General features: G+C 53.8%; 14 protein-coding genes. 9 read left to right on the top strand and 5 right to left on the bottom strand.

The window, feature by feature from the left end:
* The first annotated feature begins 155 nt into the window (after positions 1–155).
* Positions 156–914, top strand: coding sequence for a PhaM family polyhydroxyalkanoate granule multifunctional regulatory protein (locus EDC30_RS18425; protein WP_132260324.1), 759 nt, complete (start codon positions 156–158; stop codon positions 912–914).
* Positions 915–950: 36 nt separating this feature from the next.
* On the opposite strand, the gene EDC30_RS18420 is transcribed toward EDC30_RS18425, so the two are convergent.
* The 4 genes from EDC30_RS18420 to copC all read right to left on the bottom strand — a co-directional run bounded on the left by EDC30_RS18420 (position 951) and on the right by copC (position 6,607).
* Positions 951–2,201 (bottom strand): Hsp70 family protein, encoded by a 1,251-nt coding sequence (locus tag EDC30_RS18420; protein ID WP_132260323.1) that lies wholly within the window; start codon positions 2,199–2,201, stop codon positions 951–953.
* A gap of 64 nt (positions 2,202–2,265) precedes the next feature.
* Positions 2,266–4,893 carry a GAF domain-containing protein gene (locus EDC30_RS18415; RefSeq protein ID WP_165973879.1) on the bottom strand — a complete coding sequence of 876 codons (2,628 nt, stop codon included), beginning with the start codon at positions 4,891–4,893 and terminating at the stop codon, positions 2,266–2,268.
* A gap of 416 nt (positions 4,894–5,309) precedes the next feature.
* Positions 5,310–6,236, bottom strand: coding sequence for a CopD family protein (locus tag EDC30_RS18410; protein ID WP_132260321.1), 927 nt, complete (start codon positions 6,234–6,236; stop codon positions 5,310–5,312).
* Positions 6,237–6,238: 2 nt separating this feature from the next.
* Positions 6,239–6,607: a copper homeostasis periplasmic binding protein CopC gene (gene copC, locus EDC30_RS18405; protein WP_243656860.1), complete on the bottom strand. Its 369-nt coding sequence runs from the start codon at positions 6,605–6,607 to the stop codon at positions 6,239–6,241.
* Positions 6,608–6,832: 225 nt separating this feature from the next.
* Between copC and EDC30_RS18400 the strand changes: the two genes are divergently transcribed.
* The 3 genes from EDC30_RS18400 (at position 6,833) to EDC30_RS18390 (ending at position 9,255) form a co-directional block, all read left to right on the top strand.
* A complete protein-coding gene (locus EDC30_RS18400) occupies positions 6,833–7,282 on the top strand; it encodes a hypothetical protein (RefSeq protein WP_132260320.1) in 450 nt (149 codons plus the stop codon).
* Positions 7,283–7,396: 114 nt separating this feature from the next.
* On the top strand, positions 7,397–7,813 hold the full coding sequence (locus tag EDC30_RS18395) for a hypothetical protein (protein ID WP_132260319.1): 417 nt from the start codon (positions 7,397–7,399) through the stop codon (positions 7,811–7,813).
* A gap of 17 nt (positions 7,814–7,830) precedes the next feature.
* Positions 7,831–9,255 carry a TolC family protein gene (locus EDC30_RS18390; RefSeq protein ID WP_243656859.1) on the top strand — a complete coding sequence of 475 codons (1,425 nt, stop codon included), beginning with the start codon at positions 7,831–7,833 and terminating at the stop codon, positions 9,253–9,255.
* A gap of 178 nt (positions 9,256–9,433) precedes the next feature.
* Here EDC30_RS18390 and EDC30_RS18385 read toward each other — a convergent pair whose 3' ends face one another.
* The gene (locus EDC30_RS18385) at positions 9,434–9,799 is read right to left on the bottom strand and encodes a hypothetical protein (RefSeq protein ID WP_132260318.1); all 366 of its coding nucleotides are present in this window, start codon (positions 9,797–9,799) and stop codon (positions 9,434–9,436) included.
* Between the two features lie 89 nt (positions 9,800–9,888).
* Here EDC30_RS18385 and EDC30_RS18380 point away from each other — a divergent pair, with 89 nt between their 5' ends.
* The 5 genes from EDC30_RS18380 (at position 9,889) to EDC30_RS18360 (ending at position 15,799) form a co-directional block, all read left to right on the top strand.
* On the top strand, positions 9,889–10,863 hold the full coding sequence (locus EDC30_RS18380) for a tyrosine-type recombinase/integrase (RefSeq protein WP_165973878.1): 975 nt from the start codon (positions 9,889–9,891) through the stop codon (positions 10,861–10,863).
* A complete protein-coding gene (locus tag EDC30_RS18375) occupies positions 10,860–12,488 on the top strand; it encodes a hypothetical protein (protein WP_132260316.1) in 1,629 nt (542 codons plus the stop codon). Before EDC30_RS18380 ends, EDC30_RS18375 begins: the two co-directional genes overlap by 4 nt.
* On the top strand, positions 12,475–14,310 hold the full coding sequence (locus tag EDC30_RS18370; protein WP_165973877.1) for a tyrosine-type recombinase/integrase: 1,836 nt from the start codon (positions 12,475–12,477) through the stop codon (positions 14,308–14,310). Before EDC30_RS18375 ends, EDC30_RS18370 begins: the two co-directional genes overlap by 14 nt.
* Positions 14,291–14,737, top strand: coding sequence for a TetR family transcriptional regulator (locus EDC30_RS18365; RefSeq protein ID WP_132260314.1), 447 nt, complete (start codon positions 14,291–14,293; stop codon positions 14,735–14,737). Before EDC30_RS18370 ends, EDC30_RS18365 begins: the two co-directional genes overlap by 20 nt.
* Positions 14,738–14,923: 186 nt before the next feature.
* Positions 14,924–15,799, top strand: a complete 876-nt coding sequence (locus EDC30_RS18360; protein ID WP_132260313.1) for a hypothetical protein — start codon at positions 14,924–14,926, stop codon at positions 15,797–15,799.
* Positions 15,800–15,878: the final 79 nt, after the last annotated feature.

Raw genomic sequence — 15,878 nt, 5'->3', positions numbered from 1 at the left:
GCCAATGATTTGTTCTTCGGTGAATCGCTTCTTCATACTGCCTCCTAAGAGGCAGACTCTACATCAAGTCCGTACTAATCTCGGGTAGCAGGTCAGAATGTGCTTTTGTTATTAATATCTGCTAGGCTAAAAATATTCATTACACGGAGACTGTTATGTCCAAGTCCACGCCATCCGCCATTCCAGGGGTAAGCATGATGTCGGATACCCTGGATTTCTTCAAAAACATGTGGGAAAACGTTCCCGGCATGAATTTGCCAGGCATGAAGCATATTCCGGGCATGGTGATGCCCACGCTATCTATCGACGAGATCGATAAGCAAATCAAGGATTTGCAGGCGGTTGAATCCTGGCTGTCGCTCAACCTGAATATGCTGCATACATCGATCCAGGCCTTGGAAGTGCAGAAGGCGACGCTGTCGACCCTGCAGACCATGGGCGAGACCTTTACGGCGGCCATGCAACCGCCATCGATGTCGAGCGCCGACGAAAAGCCGGCATTCCAGTCGCCATTTGCGGCTTCGGCTGCGACTTTGACTTCGGCCGCGACATCGGCAAGCGCCACGCCCAAGGCTGCCGAGGAAGCCAAGCCTGTTGAAGAAGGAAAGACGTCGGCGCGCAAGAAGCCTGCCGCCGACAATGCTGACGCGTCGTCGCCTATCCAGCCGGCTTTGGATGCCACCGCTGCCATGGCCGATGCCATGCAGCCGCTGGCGAATCCGGCTGCGTGGTGGGGCATGCTGCAGGATCAGTTCAAACAAGCCGTCGATACGGCGGCGGCAATGACGCCCGATATGCAGGCAGCTAGCGGCGCGCCCAAGAAGTCGGCTTCGAAATCTGCCGCAAAAGCGCAGGCGGCTTCCGCTGATCAAGCTACGCCGTCATCGCGCAAGCGCAAGCCGGCATCGAAGTAACAGGATGGCCAGCTTCAATAGCCGGGCGAAAGCAATCTAGCCGAAACGGCGGGCGGCATCGAGCGCAAGACCGGCGCCGATGCTGCCGAATAAGTCTCCTTCCACCCGCCGTGCCGCTGGCAAGAGTTCGGAAATCCGCTGGCGCAGCAACGGCACGCCGCTTGAACCACCGGTGAAGAACACCGTATCGACCTCATCCCTGTTGACGCCCGTATCCTTCAGCAAGCCCAGCACGGCGCTTTCAATTTTTTCGACCAATGGCGTGATCGACTCATCGAAGCGCGGGCGTTCCAGCGTGATGTCCAGCGGCTGACGCAGGCGCTCCAACGATAGCTGCGCAGTGTCGGCATCGGAGAGCGCAATCTTGCCCTGTTCCACCTTGTAGGCCAGCCAGTGTCCGGCGCGTTGCTCGATCAGGTCGAGCAAGCGATCGAGTTTTTCCCGTTCAGCCGCATCGCGATAGATATCCTTGAGCTGGTTTTCGGCATGACGCGTGTAAGCCAGGTTGATGGTGTGCCAGGTCGCGAGGTTGAAGTAATAGCTCGACGGCATATCGGTATTGTTCTTCAGCCGGCTGCCCAGGCCGAACAGCGGCATGACGCTGGAGAGGCTCAGGTATTTGTCGAAATCGGTGCCGCCGATATGCACGCCGGCGTTAGCCAGCACATCGGCGCGCCGGTCGATGTGCTTGGCGCGCTCGGGCGACAGGCGGACCAATGAAAAATCCGAAGTGCCGCCGCCGATGTCGGCCACGACGACCAGTTCTTCGCTGGTCAGTGTCGATTCGTAATCGAAAGCGGCGGCGAGCGGCTCGAATTGAAAGGCGATGTCTTTGAAGCCAACGCTGCGCGCGATTTCCTCCAGCGTGCGCTCGGCGAGCTGGTCGGCTGCCGGGTCTTCATCGACGAAAAACACCGGCCGGCCGAACACGGCTTGCTCGAAGCGGCGGCCGGCGGCCTGTTCGGCGCGCTGCTTCAACGCGCCGATGAATTGCGCCAGCAGATCGCGATAGCGCAGGGCGCGTCCCAACACTTCGGTCTGGCCATCGATGAGACTGGAACCGAGCAGGCTCTTGAGCGAGCGCATCAGCCGGCCTTCACTGCCTTCCAGGTAGGCGGCCAGCGCATCGCGGCCGAAGTGGATCGTGTCTTCCTCGGCATTGAAAAACACCGCGGAGGGCAGGGTGGCCTTGCCGTCTTCCAGCGGCAGCAGGGCTCCCTGTCCGGGCCGGCTGAAGCCGACAGTAGAGTTAGAAGTGCCGAAGTCTACGCCGCATGCATTGGTCATGACGTTTTGCTATCTCTTGGAGCGAATTCATGTGGGGTCGCAATCATATGCCATTTCGCGGCATTTAGCGTGCATGCACACTCGATAACACCTCGGCCAGGCGCTGGGTGTTGGCCGGTTTGACAAAATGATGGTCGAAGCCCGCGGTTTCAGCCAGCGCCCGGTCCTGCGGCTGGCCATATCCCGTCAGGGCGATGAGCAGCGCACTCTTGCACGCTGCCATGCCGCGCAATTCTCTTGCGAGCTGGTAGCCGTCCAGGTCGGGCAGGCCGATGTCCAATATAAAGGCATCCGGCGGATGAGATTTTGCTTCGGCCAGCGCGGTCGTGGCATCGGTCTTGATGGTGACCTTGTGGCCCAGCGCCGTGAGCAAGGCGCCAATCGAGTTGGCCGCATCGACGTTGTCGTCAACCACCATGATATGCAGCGATCCGGTGGCCGGCAGCGCGGGCTTCTCGATCGGCTGTGCCATCCCGTCGCCGGCCTTGGGCAAGATGACGGTAAAGATGCTGCCGCAGCCTGGGCCGTCGCTATGCGCCGTCACCGAACCGTCATGCAATGCCACGATGGCCTTGACGAGCGCCAGTCCAATGCCCAGCCCGCCGAGTGTGCGATCCAGGGAGCGCGACGCTTGCGTAAAGAGTTCGAATACATGAGGCAGCAACGCGCCATCGATGCCCGCCCCATTGTCGATCACGCTAATGAGGATCTGTTCATCCCGGACGGTGATTGTCAGGGTGATTGTTCCGCCGGTTGGCGTATATTTTGCGGCGTTATTGAGCAGGTTGGCGATGACCTGGACCAGTCGCGTACGGTCGCCAAAAACGCTGGCGCGGTCGGCATCGATCCGGGTAATCAAAGTGTGTTGCCTGGCCTCGACCAACGATCTGACCTGTTCGATTGAAGTGGTGGCGATCGCCTTTATATCCAGGCATTCCTTGTCCAGTTGAACCAGGCCGCGCGTGACCCTGGAGACATCCATCAAGTCATTGATGAGATGGCTCAGGTGACCGACTTGCCGCGAAATGATCTCGCTTGCCATCCTGACCCGCTGTTCATCGTGAGCCGCCATTTTCAAGATTTCCGCGGCTGAACTGACAGGCGCCAGGGGGTTGCGCAATTCATGCGCCAGCATGGCAAGGAACTCATCCTTGGAGCGAATCAGGCGTTCAGCGTCGGCCCGTGCGGAACGTTCGTTTGCCAGCAATACTTCGCGCTCTTCCGCGGCCATTTGCGACTTTTCATAAAGCCGGGCATTGTCGATGGCAACTGCTGCCTGGGCGGCAATGCCCTTGATAATCCGTTCGGTACGCTCGGTAAATTTGCCCGGTTCAGGGTGGCCGAAAAACAGCCCGCCGATGACTTCGCCCGACTTGGAAATGACGGAAGTAGCCAGATAGCTTTTGACCGGCAGATGGCCCTTCGGCATGCCATAGTGCGGCGCCATCTTTCCATAGCAGGGATCTTTCGTGATGTCGTCGCTGCGGATGGGAGGGTGGCCATGGAATGTCGGGCTGAAGATCGGCGTGGCGCGCGGATGGCCGAATTTTTCGAATGCTTCACGCGGCGCGCCGGACAAGGTGTACAGCATGTAGGCATCGCCATTCGCATTGCGCCCATTGTAGAAAAATGAGCCGAATTGCGCACCGGTTAACTCGGTTGCCGCATCGGTAATCGATTGCAGCAAGCTGTCGATGTCAAGCGTCGAGTTCAGGTACTGCCCGGTCTGGTTGAGCAGCTCCAGAATGCGGGTCTCGTCCTGGAGCGCTTCTTCGCCGCGCTCGCGCCGGATGGCATTGGCGATACGGCGTGCCACTTCCTCGATCAACGTCACTTCCTCTTTCGGCCATCGTCGCGGTAAGCCGGAATGCAGATAAAAGAGGCCTGTTAATGTCGTCTCTTCCAGGATCGGAACGGCGGCGGTCGAACGGACTCCTATGCTCGCGTAACCTTGCGCATACGGTATCGCACGCTGGTCGGGACTGACATCTTCAATGATGACGGTTTTTCCTTGGGCGAGTTCGTCGGTCAGCGCAGGGCCAAAAATATCGAGCGGCCAGCTATCGCCGGCAAGGCTGAACAAGCGACCGTTCGTCCAGTCACGTTCGACGCTGATGATGTTTTGCTGCGAATCGATTTCAGCGAAACCTGTCCGGTCAACTGAAAAATATTCACCAGCGAGCCGCGAGGCCGCCTCTACTACCCTTGCAGCTCCTCGCTGATCGCGCAAAGCGTCTGCTAATTGCAGTTGAAAGGCTTGCCGTTTTTCAGCCAAGAATTTTTCAGTCGTTTCGGCAAAGGTGGCCAGTATGCCCCCCACTGCGCCCGAGTCGTCAGGAACAGGGCTATACGAAAAGTTGAAGTAACAATCTTCCGGATAACCATAACGGTTGATGGTGAGCCTGAAGTTGTCGAATCCGATCGGCTGACCTTGTCGCGCCTTTTCCCACATGGGGCCAATGGTTGGCCAAATCTCGCTCCAGATTATTGGCGCTGAATTACCCAGCGCTACTTCATGTTTGTCACCGAGGATGGGAAGGTAGGCATCGTTATAGAACTGGATATAGTCCGGTCCCCATGCCAGGTACATGGGCAACCGGCAGTCCAGGAGAATCCGGACGGCGGTCTTCAGCGACTGCGGCCATATCTTGGCTGGCCCGATGCTTGTGGCGCTCCAGTCAAAGGAGCGCATTTTGATTTCCATCTCGCTCAGCTTCGAGCTGTCGGTAACGCTAAGAGTTGAAAATGGCCAGTTCATATGGTGGCTTCTATTGATGGCAGACTGAATCGTCGCCAATTATCGGTTCGAGGAAGTGGTACAACGCTGCCTCAACTGGGATCCGTGTCGGGTGGTCTCCACCCCGGACGGCTTTTGGATCGATGGTCAGGGGATTATAAATTGGCTCGGGCTCAAGAAAAAGTTGCGTTCCGGAAAGCGATTTTTAATTGAGAAGTATCAAGTCACCGAGTTCTGGCGCGAGGTATGCCGCGACGTGCCATGAATGGCTATGGCCGACCGGTATGCATGCCGGCTACGCACACCATTGATCGATTGACTGACATCGACGCAGGCAAGGGCAACACGCCATCCTTGTGCCGTTCGCGATGTCAGTGCACCGGCGGTGCGCTGGAGGTCATGACTGCTGCGGCAGCTAAGGCCAACAACAGGGCAACAGATTCGATCCGCAATACTGCAACGACTGTCTGCAGACCGTGCTGAGCGTGCGATGTGGCGAGCGTCGATAGCGCCGCAGGAAGGCCGGCGAATCGGTTGAATCCGCCGAGCGCGATCGCGATGCCCACGCAGGCTAGTTTGAACACGAGCATATGTCCATAGTCTGTCGCGAGCAAATCCCGCGGACTGCTCAGGACGCGGTAGGCGTTGTATGCGCCGGTTGCTAATAGCGCTGCCAGAACGGCGGTCGCCCAAGTCGACATGGAGGCGAGGTAGGAAGCGCGCTCTTGCGAAGGAAAAAATTCCATGGCCAGTACGCGCGGCAAGACCGCCCAGCCGGCAACCAGCACCATGCCTGTCCACAGCGCCATGGCGAGCAGATGCAGCCATTCCACCATGACTGCCACACTCCAGAAGCCATATGCATACGCATGGCCAATCGTCACGCGCGCGCCGGCCGCCAGGAGAACCAGGAAGGCAATTACGCCCAGATAGTGAAGCTCGGCGTGTCGGCGCTTGAATAGCCAGTGCAGAATCAAGGCGAGCAGGAAGAAAGTGGCTGCGGCAATTCCTGCATGCCCATAGTGGGTCGTTGCCACCAAGGCTTGGAAGGCGGGCCAAGCATCAAGCCAGGCAACGTCGGCCATCGCTGCCGACTCGCTCCACAAGGACAGCAAAATGCCTAGCAGACACATGACAAGGCTCACTGTCATGGCGGACGCGAGCCAGCCGGCGGCGCCATCCTGCCAGGAGGCTGTCCGTTTCCTTAACCAAAAGCGGGAAGCGAGGATTCCGGCTGTCCAGGAGAGGCTGAAATTGATCAGCGCAGTCGATGCGATTTGCGGCAGTGTTGCTTCCATGCTTACTTCACAGTGAAGGAATATTCTCCCTTGCGACGGTGACCGTCATGGCCGACCACGCCGAATTGCACGCTGTATTTGCCCGGCGCGAGATGCTGGACCGGCACTTTCAGCACGGACGGATCGGCGGCATCCAGAGCCGCTTTGCCGGTGCTGACAGACTTGCCATTGCTATCGATGACTTGCGCGGAGCTGAAGGCTGCTTCGAGCTTTTCATTGAAGCGCAACGTGACTTCCGTGGGCGCACTCACTTGCGCATTCTGGGCCGGCGAGGCGCTTTTCAAAACGGCATGAGCCCACGCCGCAGTCGTGCCGACCGATGCCGCCACGGCAAGGAGCAGGAAACGTGCATATTTGGATAAGGAATTCATTTTGACTCCACGTGTCGGAAAGAGAGGAAGAAATGCCAACAGTCATTGATGATGAATTTTGCTTTATCTTGTAAAAAGGCAATTTGACGAACGTCCGGATTTTTCATGATTGACTGATAAATCCATTCAAAATGGCTCTTGACCTTCCCCCTGTGGGAAGCTTTATAGTGTTTGTACCCTGCCAGATTTGGCGACAGTGATGCGGCTGCTGAACTTCCTATTCAAATGAAGCGTTTTTTCAAGACATTGATGCTCTGGCTCCTGGTGGCCATGCTTCCGCTGCATGCGGTGGGCGCCAGCATGCCCATGTCTTGCATGCCGGTTCATCATCAGCGCATGCAACACATCCTGCATGACAATGCGCCGCAGGGACATGGCGAGCATCATCGGCATGAGACGGACATGACAGCGCATGACCATCATGACGCCGGACAGGTGCACCATGTTTCGTCGGACGATGGCGCGGCAGATGGCTCTGCTTCGAGCGTGCAGTCACATGCCGGCTGCAGTGCCTGTGCCGCCGGCTGTATCGGCGCAGCCGCGCCGCCCGTGGCGGTGATGCATACGATGCCGGCATTTATCGGCTCCGAGGCCGTGCTGGTTGTTCCCATCCCTTTGGTCACCGGCTATACGCCGGACGGCCTCGAACGACCTCCCAAATACATTCTCGCTTGATCGTCGCGAAAGCCGGATCCGGCGAACGGCATGCGTTCGCCGAACGGTCCCAGCCATTCGCATGAGCCGCGTGCCGGTATGCGCACGCCTGTTCCATCGATTTCGAGAATTCACATGACGCTTATACAAAAGTTCGTCCTGGGGGCGCTGACGGCAGTGCCGCTTGCTGCCATGTCTCAGGGCTCGCCACGGCCACATCCGCAGGATGCCGGCGTGCCTGTTTCAGCAGTAACGTATGTATCGCCCTTCAAAAATTATCGGGCTGCCACCGATGCCGAAACCACTCCTGATCGGCGATGGCGACGCGCGAATGAGGCGGTCGGCAGGATCGGCGGTCATGCCGGACATGGCAAAGTACAGGCCGAAGGCATGCCGGCGCCATCGCAGACAACCTCACAGGCAAGTGCACAAGCACGAGCATCCTCACAAGCACAAGCAGTCTCGCCCGACAGGTTAACCATGCCATCCCACATGGACTCGATGCATCGGGACCATAGCGAACACGGCCACCACGGCCACCACCATCACTAGAGGGAAGGAATCAAGCAATGTTTTTGCGAAGACACCGATCGACCCTCAAGCCGCTTGCTGCCGGTATCGCCTTGCTGGTATTGGCAGGTTGCGCCACCTTTTCCAAGGATGGCGGCATGGATGCGGTCTCATCGATGACCCAGGAGCGTACCGGCCAGTCGGTACAGATTGCCAAGCCGAACGACGCTACCCAGACAACCGATGACACTCTCAGGCAGTTGCTGGACAAGCCGCTGACTCCCGACTCGGCGGTGCAAATCTCTTTATTAAACAACAAGGGCTTGCAAGCTTATTTCTCGGAACTGGGCATCGCTGAAGCCGACCTGGTGAGCGCCGGCTGGATGCGCAATCCCAGCTTCACGTTTGGCAGGCTGCGCACCGGTAACGATGTCGAAATCGAACGCGGCATCATGTTCGATGTGATCGGTTTGCTGACCATTCCCATTCGGCGCGGCATCGAAGAGCGCCGTTTCGAACAAGCCAAGCTGCAGGCGGCGGCGCAGTCGGTGCGCCTGGCCGGCGATACGCGCAAGGCCTATTTCCATGCCGTGGCGGCGCAGCAGACGGCGCAGTACATGGAACAGGTCGCCACCGCTGCCGAATCCAGCGCGGAGCTGGCCAAGCGCATGACGCAGGTTGGAAACTTCAGCAAGCTGGACCAGGCGCGCGAGCAGGCCTTCTATGCCGATGCCATGGCACAGGTGGCGCGTGCCCGGCATAACGCTACCGCGGCGCGCGAACAACTGGCCCGCCTGATGGGCGTATGGGGCGAGCAGGCGGCGTTCCAGTTGCCTAACCGTTTGCCGGATTTGCCTAAAGAACCCCAGGCCATGCAGGACGCCGAGGCCCAAGCCATGCGGCAGCGGCTGGATATCCAGATCGCCAAGCGCGGTGTCGAATCGACTGCCAGGGCGCTGGGACTGTCGCAAGCCAGCCGCTTCATCAACGTGCTGGATATCGGCTACATCAACAAGAGCGAAACGGGTACGCCGCGCGGCAATGGTTACGAGATCGAGCTGCAATTGCCGATTTTCGACTGGAGCGGCGCCAAGGTGGCAAAGGCCGAAGCGATCTACATGCAAGCAGTGCATCGCACGGCCGATACCGCCGTGCGTGCCCGCTCGGAAGTGCGCGAAGCGTATTCAGCCTATCGCACCACCTATGACGTGGCCAGGCACTACCGCGACGAAGTGGTCCCGCTGCGCAAGAAGATTTCCGATGAAGTGCTACTGCGTTACAACGGCATGCTGGCCAGCGTCTTTGAATTGCTGGCGGATGCGCGTGCGCAAATCGGCAGCGTGAATTCGGCGATCGAAGCACAGCGCGATTACTGGATTGCGGATACCGATTTGCAGGCAGCCATCAATGGCGGCGGCAACGCGGCCGGCATATCGACCGCATTCAAAGCCCAGGCTGCCGGCGAAGCAGCATCAGGACATTAAAGGAAACATGATGATAAGGGAAGTGACAGTTGTCACTTGCGCATACATTTATATGCAAATTGCCACTTGCCAATACATTTGTATTAATTAAGATAAAGGAGAAATTAAATAATCCTTTTAATTGGAGTGGTGGGTGGCGACTGTTCAAGCTTTCAAAGAAAGGTATAGCGGAACTAAACTAGCTAATTTTTGCAAAATCGGATGCGCAACTTCGTTGCCTTTTCCGGTCAATCCGCATAAAGCTAAACAGGATAGGACCGTTCCGCTCATTAAAGACAGGAATACCCATCGCCTTTTCATCAAATTCAGCCGGCGCAATTTCGAAGCCCTGAGGCTTAATCTCAATTGGCTCGACACCTATGCCACCATTGGCAATGGTGATGCTATCGACCGAACAATCTATCTCTACCGGCTTGAGCCCGAACATACCATTTTCAAGACTAGGGCAGTGTTGTGAGACTCGTCCTTGCCAATGATTCGCTTTTCGTAGCTGGACGGAAGTATGCTGGCTTTCCTCTACTGCTGGATCACGATAGTCAGCCAATGGAGCCAGCTCAGACCTTCTTGTGGGATCTTCTTACTAAAAACGGACGCATTAGCAGTAAGAGGACATGGGAAGCGTATGGAAGGGCGATGTATGACTACTTCGCGTTTGTACTAGCAAACAACTTAGACTGGACAAGCCCTCCGATGAATGGCTTGCCTAGTGTTCTGGATTCTTACCGGGATTGGTCTATAGGACATCTAGAATTAGATCCCAGCACGGTAAACCAGCGAATCGGGGTCATTCAGCGCTTTTATTTGTGGGCATTAAAGCAGAGGTTAATTGGCTCCCTCCCGTTTGAAATTATTCAGGTACGTATCAGTAGGGAGCCTGGTTTTCCTTCCTGCGCTGATTCCGCAAGCATTCAGGTAGAGAGTTCAAGCGCCAAAGCAAAGGCGAGGGCACGGCAGATCAAGATCCTCACAAAGGAGCAGGTCGCTGTATGCCGGGATGCACTATTCAATCTCAATCATCGTTTGATGTTTGAACTGATGGTGCGGACTGGACTAAGGCAAATTGAATGCCGTACTTTCCCTGAAAAGTACGTGTTCGATCCGAGCAGACACATAGATTTACAGCCTGGGGAAAAAATCCGACTGTATCTTGATTCCAAGGATATGGCGCTCAAGGGAGGCAAATCTCGAGGGATTGATATGCCTTACGACCTTATGGAAGATCTTTGGGCGTACTCGGTGCGCCATCGTCAAAAGCGACAAAGAAATAATAAGAAACATCAATCGTTCCCGACATTATTCCTGACGGAAGGGGGCGTACCATACGAGAAAAAGAGTGTTACCGAAGTATTTGCCGCGTTGTCTAGACGTGTTGAAATTCGTGTGACAGCGCACATGCTCCGGCACACCTACGCCACTTATCTGCTCTTTAGCCTGAGAAAAAGCGATACCTTTGAAGGTGAGCCGTTAATCTATGTGGCTGACCGTCTCGGGCATGCGAATCTAGTTACTACTCGGGGCTATCTGCATCTGGTGAATTCACTGGAAGGCCAACTTATTCTCGCGCACGAAGACGAATTGGATGAGATCTTCAACCCGGAACCAACGTGACAAGAAAAAAAGTCTTTGTCGCTCCTACTTTGGTACCGATATCTACCGGCCCAATTCCTGAAGAGGAAGGCGGAACCATTGTTAAGCTGCCTGAGAATCCCACAAGTTGGCGAATCTTGGATCTTACCCCATGGCTCAACAAGGGTATGGATGAATGGGTATGGGCATGTGCTGGGCAACTACGTGCCTTCATCAAAAGTCGAGAATTTACGCCGGCATCAGTTAGTAGTTACTGCAACCAAGGGATATTGAACTTTTTCGAGTTTCTGCAAGAGAGTAATGTGCCTTGCTTGCCACAATCCATCGAGCGAATTCACATAGAGACTTACATTGTCTGGATAAAGGAACGTCATGAACGGACTTATACTACCCAGAGGAATATCTATACTAAAACCAAATCTGTCCTGAATGGGCTCCAGCGACGTAGTATCGTACCTCCACATAGGGATCTGTTTCCTGCAAATCCCTTCCCAGGTGCTCGCAATCAAAAGGGCGCAATGCCATTATCGCCGAATGAGCGTATCCGTCTCGCTGAGGCATTGAAAAAAGATCTGATTGCTATTCACAAGAAAGAATTTAAGGGTACAGAGGGTGAAGCTTTGATAGTACATGCGCTATTTCTAGCCATGCGCACCGGCATGAATACTACCCCTATGTTAGAGCTTCGTCGTGATTGCCTCAAGCCTCACCCTTTCATGCCGAACATGATGCTAGTAGAGAGCTTCAAGCGCCGTGGTAATGCGACGCAATTAAAAAGTTTGCGATATTCCAGAGAAGAGCATTTGCCCATCTCTATTCCGATGGATGGTGTGGGAGTGTTGCGCAAGGTACTGGAGTTGACTGAGGCAGTGGTGGTCGAGGCTAGCAAGAATCACCAAAAACGGTTATGGCTTTACCGTAGCAAAAAAAACCAAGATAGAGGTGTAGTAACGGTGCTTACAATGAGTTATATGACGCAGGGTATATTAGGTTTGATCAATCGTCATTGTTTGCACGGGGATGACGGTCAGCCGCTGGGTCTTTCCCTGTCACGCCTACGTAAGACGTTGGAAAACCGCCTTTGGGTTCTCTCTAATGGGGATCTGTTCACTGTCGCAGCGATCATGGGCCATACGCCAAAAATCGCTGATAGCAACTATCTGGTCTGCACAAACGAGATGCGCGAAAACGCTACTCTTTTGGGGGAAGCTTTGCCTGAGATTCATCGAACTGGAAATGCGGGTGACACCAATGGCAAAAAAGTGATTCCACTTAACTTGCAAAATACCCCAGTAGGTAGCTGCAAGGATAGTATCAATGGCGACAAGGCGCCCAAAAACGGAGATCATTGTGATAACTTCTTTAGCTGCTTTTCCTGCCGCAGCTACGCTATTGTCGGCTCTTCTGAAGACTTGCACAGACTGTTCAGTTTTTACTGGTTCCTTGATCTGGAACGGGATAGGGCAAGAACGAACGAGTGGCGTGAGCGGTTTTTGCACACTATGCAGCTGATTGACGCTTTTACAGTAGAAAAATTTGATGCGGCGATGGTGGCATCTGCGAAGGAAAAGGCACGTATCCACCCCATCAAATTTTGGCAAAGCTATACCATGGGAACAACGGAATCTAACCATGCCACAGTTTGAAGCCGCCAAGCACCGAGCTGATAGAGCTGCTGAAGTCAGAGGCAAGAAAGCCTATGATATGCAGATCATTCACCCGGTAGATGTTGGCTCCTTCGCCGAGGAACAGCGAAATGCCATCGTTATCAGCTCAGTGAAGGATGCTCAAGGAAATGTAGTCATTCTGAGCCGTTACGGCGATTTGACATGGGAAATGTGGCCATATGTGTCCACTCCCAATGTAAAAGCGAGCAAAAAGCGCCTATGCTGGAACACTATCCCCGAATCGTTTAGGGAATCATGCAAGATCGTGTTGTTCCAGTACTGGAAGGTCGGCATCTCTGGTCCGACACGCACCGCAAAACCAACCACATTAGGAAATGTACTCTTTGATTTAAAGACGATCTGCTGTCACTTTTCGAAGTTTGGACTTAGTTTATTGGCTGACGTACAGCCCATACACATCGCCAATTTTGTTAATGAACAAAGGGAAAAAAACTATAGGCCCGGAACGCTCGTTCGTTTGTTTTTTGCTCTCGAATTGCTGTATCAATTCCGTAGCCAGCAGGTCGATAGCCTGCAGATTCACCCATGGCCAGATTCTAGCGCAATGGAAATGGCTGGCTGGGTCGGAATTACAAAACGGGAGCTCGGGTTCGAAGCAAAGACTCCGCTTATTCCAAGCCACGTGGCCAGATGCTTGTTCCTACATGCGGAGAATATTCTTCTCAGTGCCGATATCGTGATGAATGAACGCGACGCCGGACTGCGGTGTACAGGAAAAGATCCGGAGATAACCGCAATCCGAAATGCCTGTTTTTATCTACTTGGCGTTCTGACTGGCATGCGTAGCTCGGAATTGAGCAGTATCGAAGTAGGTGCTGGGCGTACAGAAAGCAAGAACGGTTTCACTTTTCAGTGGATCACATCAATCGAGCACAAAACAGGCAAGGGCCGTGTCGATTACTTGATGCCATCGATGGGGCATGAGCTTCTGCGAATAATGGAACGCTGGTCGCTTCCATATCGTCGCGAGCTAAACGAGCTATTGGCAACTTGGAAAAGCGATCCGGCTATGCAGAGGGCTGAAGGATTACAAGCTATTGCCAATGCTGAGGCAAATCGGAACCGTCTGTTTCTGGGAAAAGCTAAGGGCTCCGTTACGGCTGTGTCCGATACAGGGTGGGTGAATATTTGCCGAAAATTTGCCCGGCAGGCTGGAGTGGACTGGCAGCTTTCGCCGCATCAGATGCGTCGGTTGTACGCATTCACATTTGTGCGACATCGACTTGGAGACATGTTGTTCTTGAAGGAGCAGTTCAAGCACAGCAGCCTCGACTTGTCACGGCTTTATGCCGCTAGCCCCTATCAAGATGTAGCTTTGTATGACGAGATTCTGGACGAGGCGCACCGCCAGAAGGTAGAGGCGATCAGTCGTTGGATTCAATCTGACGATTTGCTGGCCGGTGGTGGTGGCAAGAGAATTATGGGCATGCGGGCACATGATTTCCCGAACCGAGAGGCCTTGATCGAAGAGACAGCAGATAAGCTTACGATCCGTTCTACCGGACATTCATGGTGTCTTGCCCAGGAAGAGGGATGTGGCGGCTCCGGAATTTATGAGCGTGGGCGCTGCGGAGGCTGTGGCGATAGTGTCATTGACCAGCGTTTTGTTCCCATCTGGAAGGAAGCATATCGTCACCATAGCGAATTGTTAGAGGAGTCCAAGACGTTAGGGCCTGGAGCTCAAAAGCGGGTGGAGCGAGACCTTGAGCAAGCTGCCCGTATCCTGCATGAATTAGGTGTGGCAGTTGAGGAAGGACAGAATGGAACCGCAGCAGCCTAAAAACAGTGTTCAAAAAACCGTCCAAAACGCTCCGCGTCAACGTGATCGAGAACGAACACAAAATGATTTGAAACTGGCGCTTCGCCGGCTACAACAGACAGAGGAAAAGATCAGCATCAAACGAGTAGCTGAAGAAGCTAAGGTATCGCCGCAATTGATTCACATGCGTTATCCAGACCTGGCAGAAGAAGTGCGGCAAATTATAGGAAAAGGAACGCGAGAGCAGCGCAATCAGAAGCAGGCGCTACTGCAGGTCGAGCGAGAAAAGAATCGAAAATTACGGGAGCAGGTAGAAAGCCAGTTTAAAGAAATTACCCAGCTTGCCTCAATCAATGAAGCATTACGTCGAGAAATTCTGCTGTTGAAGGGACTAGCCGGGGAGAATGTGCGGATAGGTAATTTCAGAGGTAATAATAATCGCAATTAGTAATCCTGCTCAAAAAGCGTAGATCCCTACTGTATCGCCGAAACTAAGTGGCGACCCAACTCGATGGGAGATGCGAAAAACAGCGGCTGCTTATTCTGTCGGGTCAACTACCTTGTGTTCGATTAGGACGTCGAATAGTTTAATATTTATAACAACAATAATCCCTTTGGACACTCGAAAAACCTCATGAAATATATTTACGAGAGCGTAATTGAGGCTGCAATTTCTGATTTTGAAGGCTTCTTTAATCCAAATGCTCAATTTAGAGTAAATTATAAAACAGCCAACATAAACGGTCCTGCTAAGGTCACCGGCAACGAAAAAGGCAGCACCTTATGGTTCAATACCTTCGGCGCTCAGCAACCAATTGAATCGCTCGACGACGTAATGTTCTGCTTGATCATCTTAGGTCATGAGCTGGCTCATTATGTCAACAAACATGTGTCGCATAAGGATCAATCGAAGACAGATTCCATAGCTATTGAAGGTTGGGCTGATAATTTTGGTGCGCGAATAACTTTTACTCTCATTACTTTCGGTTCGGCTGTATCCGAGATAATCGACAATTTGACCGCAGTGCCGTTCGCCAAACCGGTTCCTTTCAAATTCAAACAGGAAATCATTCTCAAAGCGATAGGACGCGCATTGCTTCGGATTTACGAAACCGTATATAAGAATACCGATGGCAGTGGGCAATATCTAAAATCATCACAGCGAGTATTCACTTTTCTGGCGGGCGTAACGGCTTTTTTTTATAGATTATGGGGGGACTTGAACGAGGTTTGGCTATTCTATGTTTATAAGCGGCTTGCATTTGATACCAAACTTACGGACCGTGCTTATGACCCGCATGACAAGATGGCGCCAGATGCGCTTTTTGAACGTATGCGTGAAATTCATATTCAGATCAAGGGAGAGGAACGATTCATCACGGCTGGCATGCATCCGAATTTTCTGAATCTTATAGGCACAAGTTATGTGGACGATCCCGAAGAACGAGAACGTAGAAAAGATCGGTTAAGAGAGGAATTTAAACGCTGGGAATTTAAATTCGAACTATAAAAATAAACCGATTAATAATTATCGTTGAGCACTCACGGCGTATTGAATCTGGCGTCGATGACGATCGTCTACTCTTGGC

Origin of the sequence: Paucimonas lemoignei, from assembly GCF_004342585.1 — a bacterium.
Lineage (GTDB): Bacteria > Pseudomonadota > Gammaproteobacteria > Burkholderiales > Burkholderiaceae_D > Paucimonas > Paucimonas lemoignei.
Note: the sequence above shows the minus strand (reverse complement) of the source record. Positions and strands in the feature narration are given on the sequence as shown.

Excerpts from the sequence above, each read along its gene's own strand:
- EDC30_RS18415 (WP_165973879.1), bottom strand. The coding sequence starts at position 4,893 with ATGCGCTCCTTTGACTGGAGCGCCACAAGCATCGGGCCAGCCAAGATA.
- EDC30_RS18410 (WP_132260321.1), bottom strand. The coding sequence starts at position 6,236 with ATGGAAGCAACACTGCCGCAAATCGCATCGACTGCGCTGATCAATTTC.
- EDC30_RS18380 (WP_165973878.1), top strand. The coding sequence starts at position 9,889 with ATGTATGACTACTTCGCGTTTGTACTAGCAAACAACTTAGACTGGACA.
- EDC30_RS18400 (WP_132260320.1), top strand. The coding sequence starts at position 6,833 with ATGAAGCGTTTTTTCAAGACATTGATGCTCTGGCTCCTGGTGGCCATG.
- EDC30_RS18425 (WP_132260324.1), top strand. The coding sequence starts at position 156 with ATGTCCAAGTCCACGCCATCCGCCATTCCAGGGGTAAGCATGATGTCG.
- EDC30_RS18360 (WP_132260313.1), top strand. The coding sequence starts at position 14,924 with ATGAAATATATTTACGAGAGCGTAATTGAGGCTGCAATTTCTGATTTT.
- EDC30_RS18395 (WP_132260319.1), top strand. The coding sequence starts at position 7,397 with ATGACGCTTATACAAAAGTTCGTCCTGGGGGCGCTGACGGCAGTGCCG.
- EDC30_RS18370 (WP_165973877.1), top strand. The coding sequence starts at position 12,475 with ATGCCACAGTTTGAAGCCGCCAAGCACCGAGCTGATAGAGCTGCTGAA.
- EDC30_RS18365 (WP_132260314.1), top strand. The coding sequence starts at position 14,291 with ATGGAACCGCAGCAGCCTAAAAACAGTGTTCAAAAAACCGTCCAAAAC.
- EDC30_RS18390 (WP_243656859.1), top strand. The coding sequence starts at position 7,831 with ATGTTTTTGCGAAGACACCGATCGACCCTCAAGCCGCTTGCTGCCGGT.
- copC (WP_243656860.1), bottom strand. The coding sequence starts at position 6,607 with ATGAATTCCTTATCCAAATATGCACGTTTCCTGCTCCTTGCCGTGGCG.
- EDC30_RS18420 (WP_132260323.1), bottom strand. The coding sequence starts at position 2,201 with ATGACCAATGCATGCGGCGTAGACTTCGGCACTTCTAACTCTACTGTC.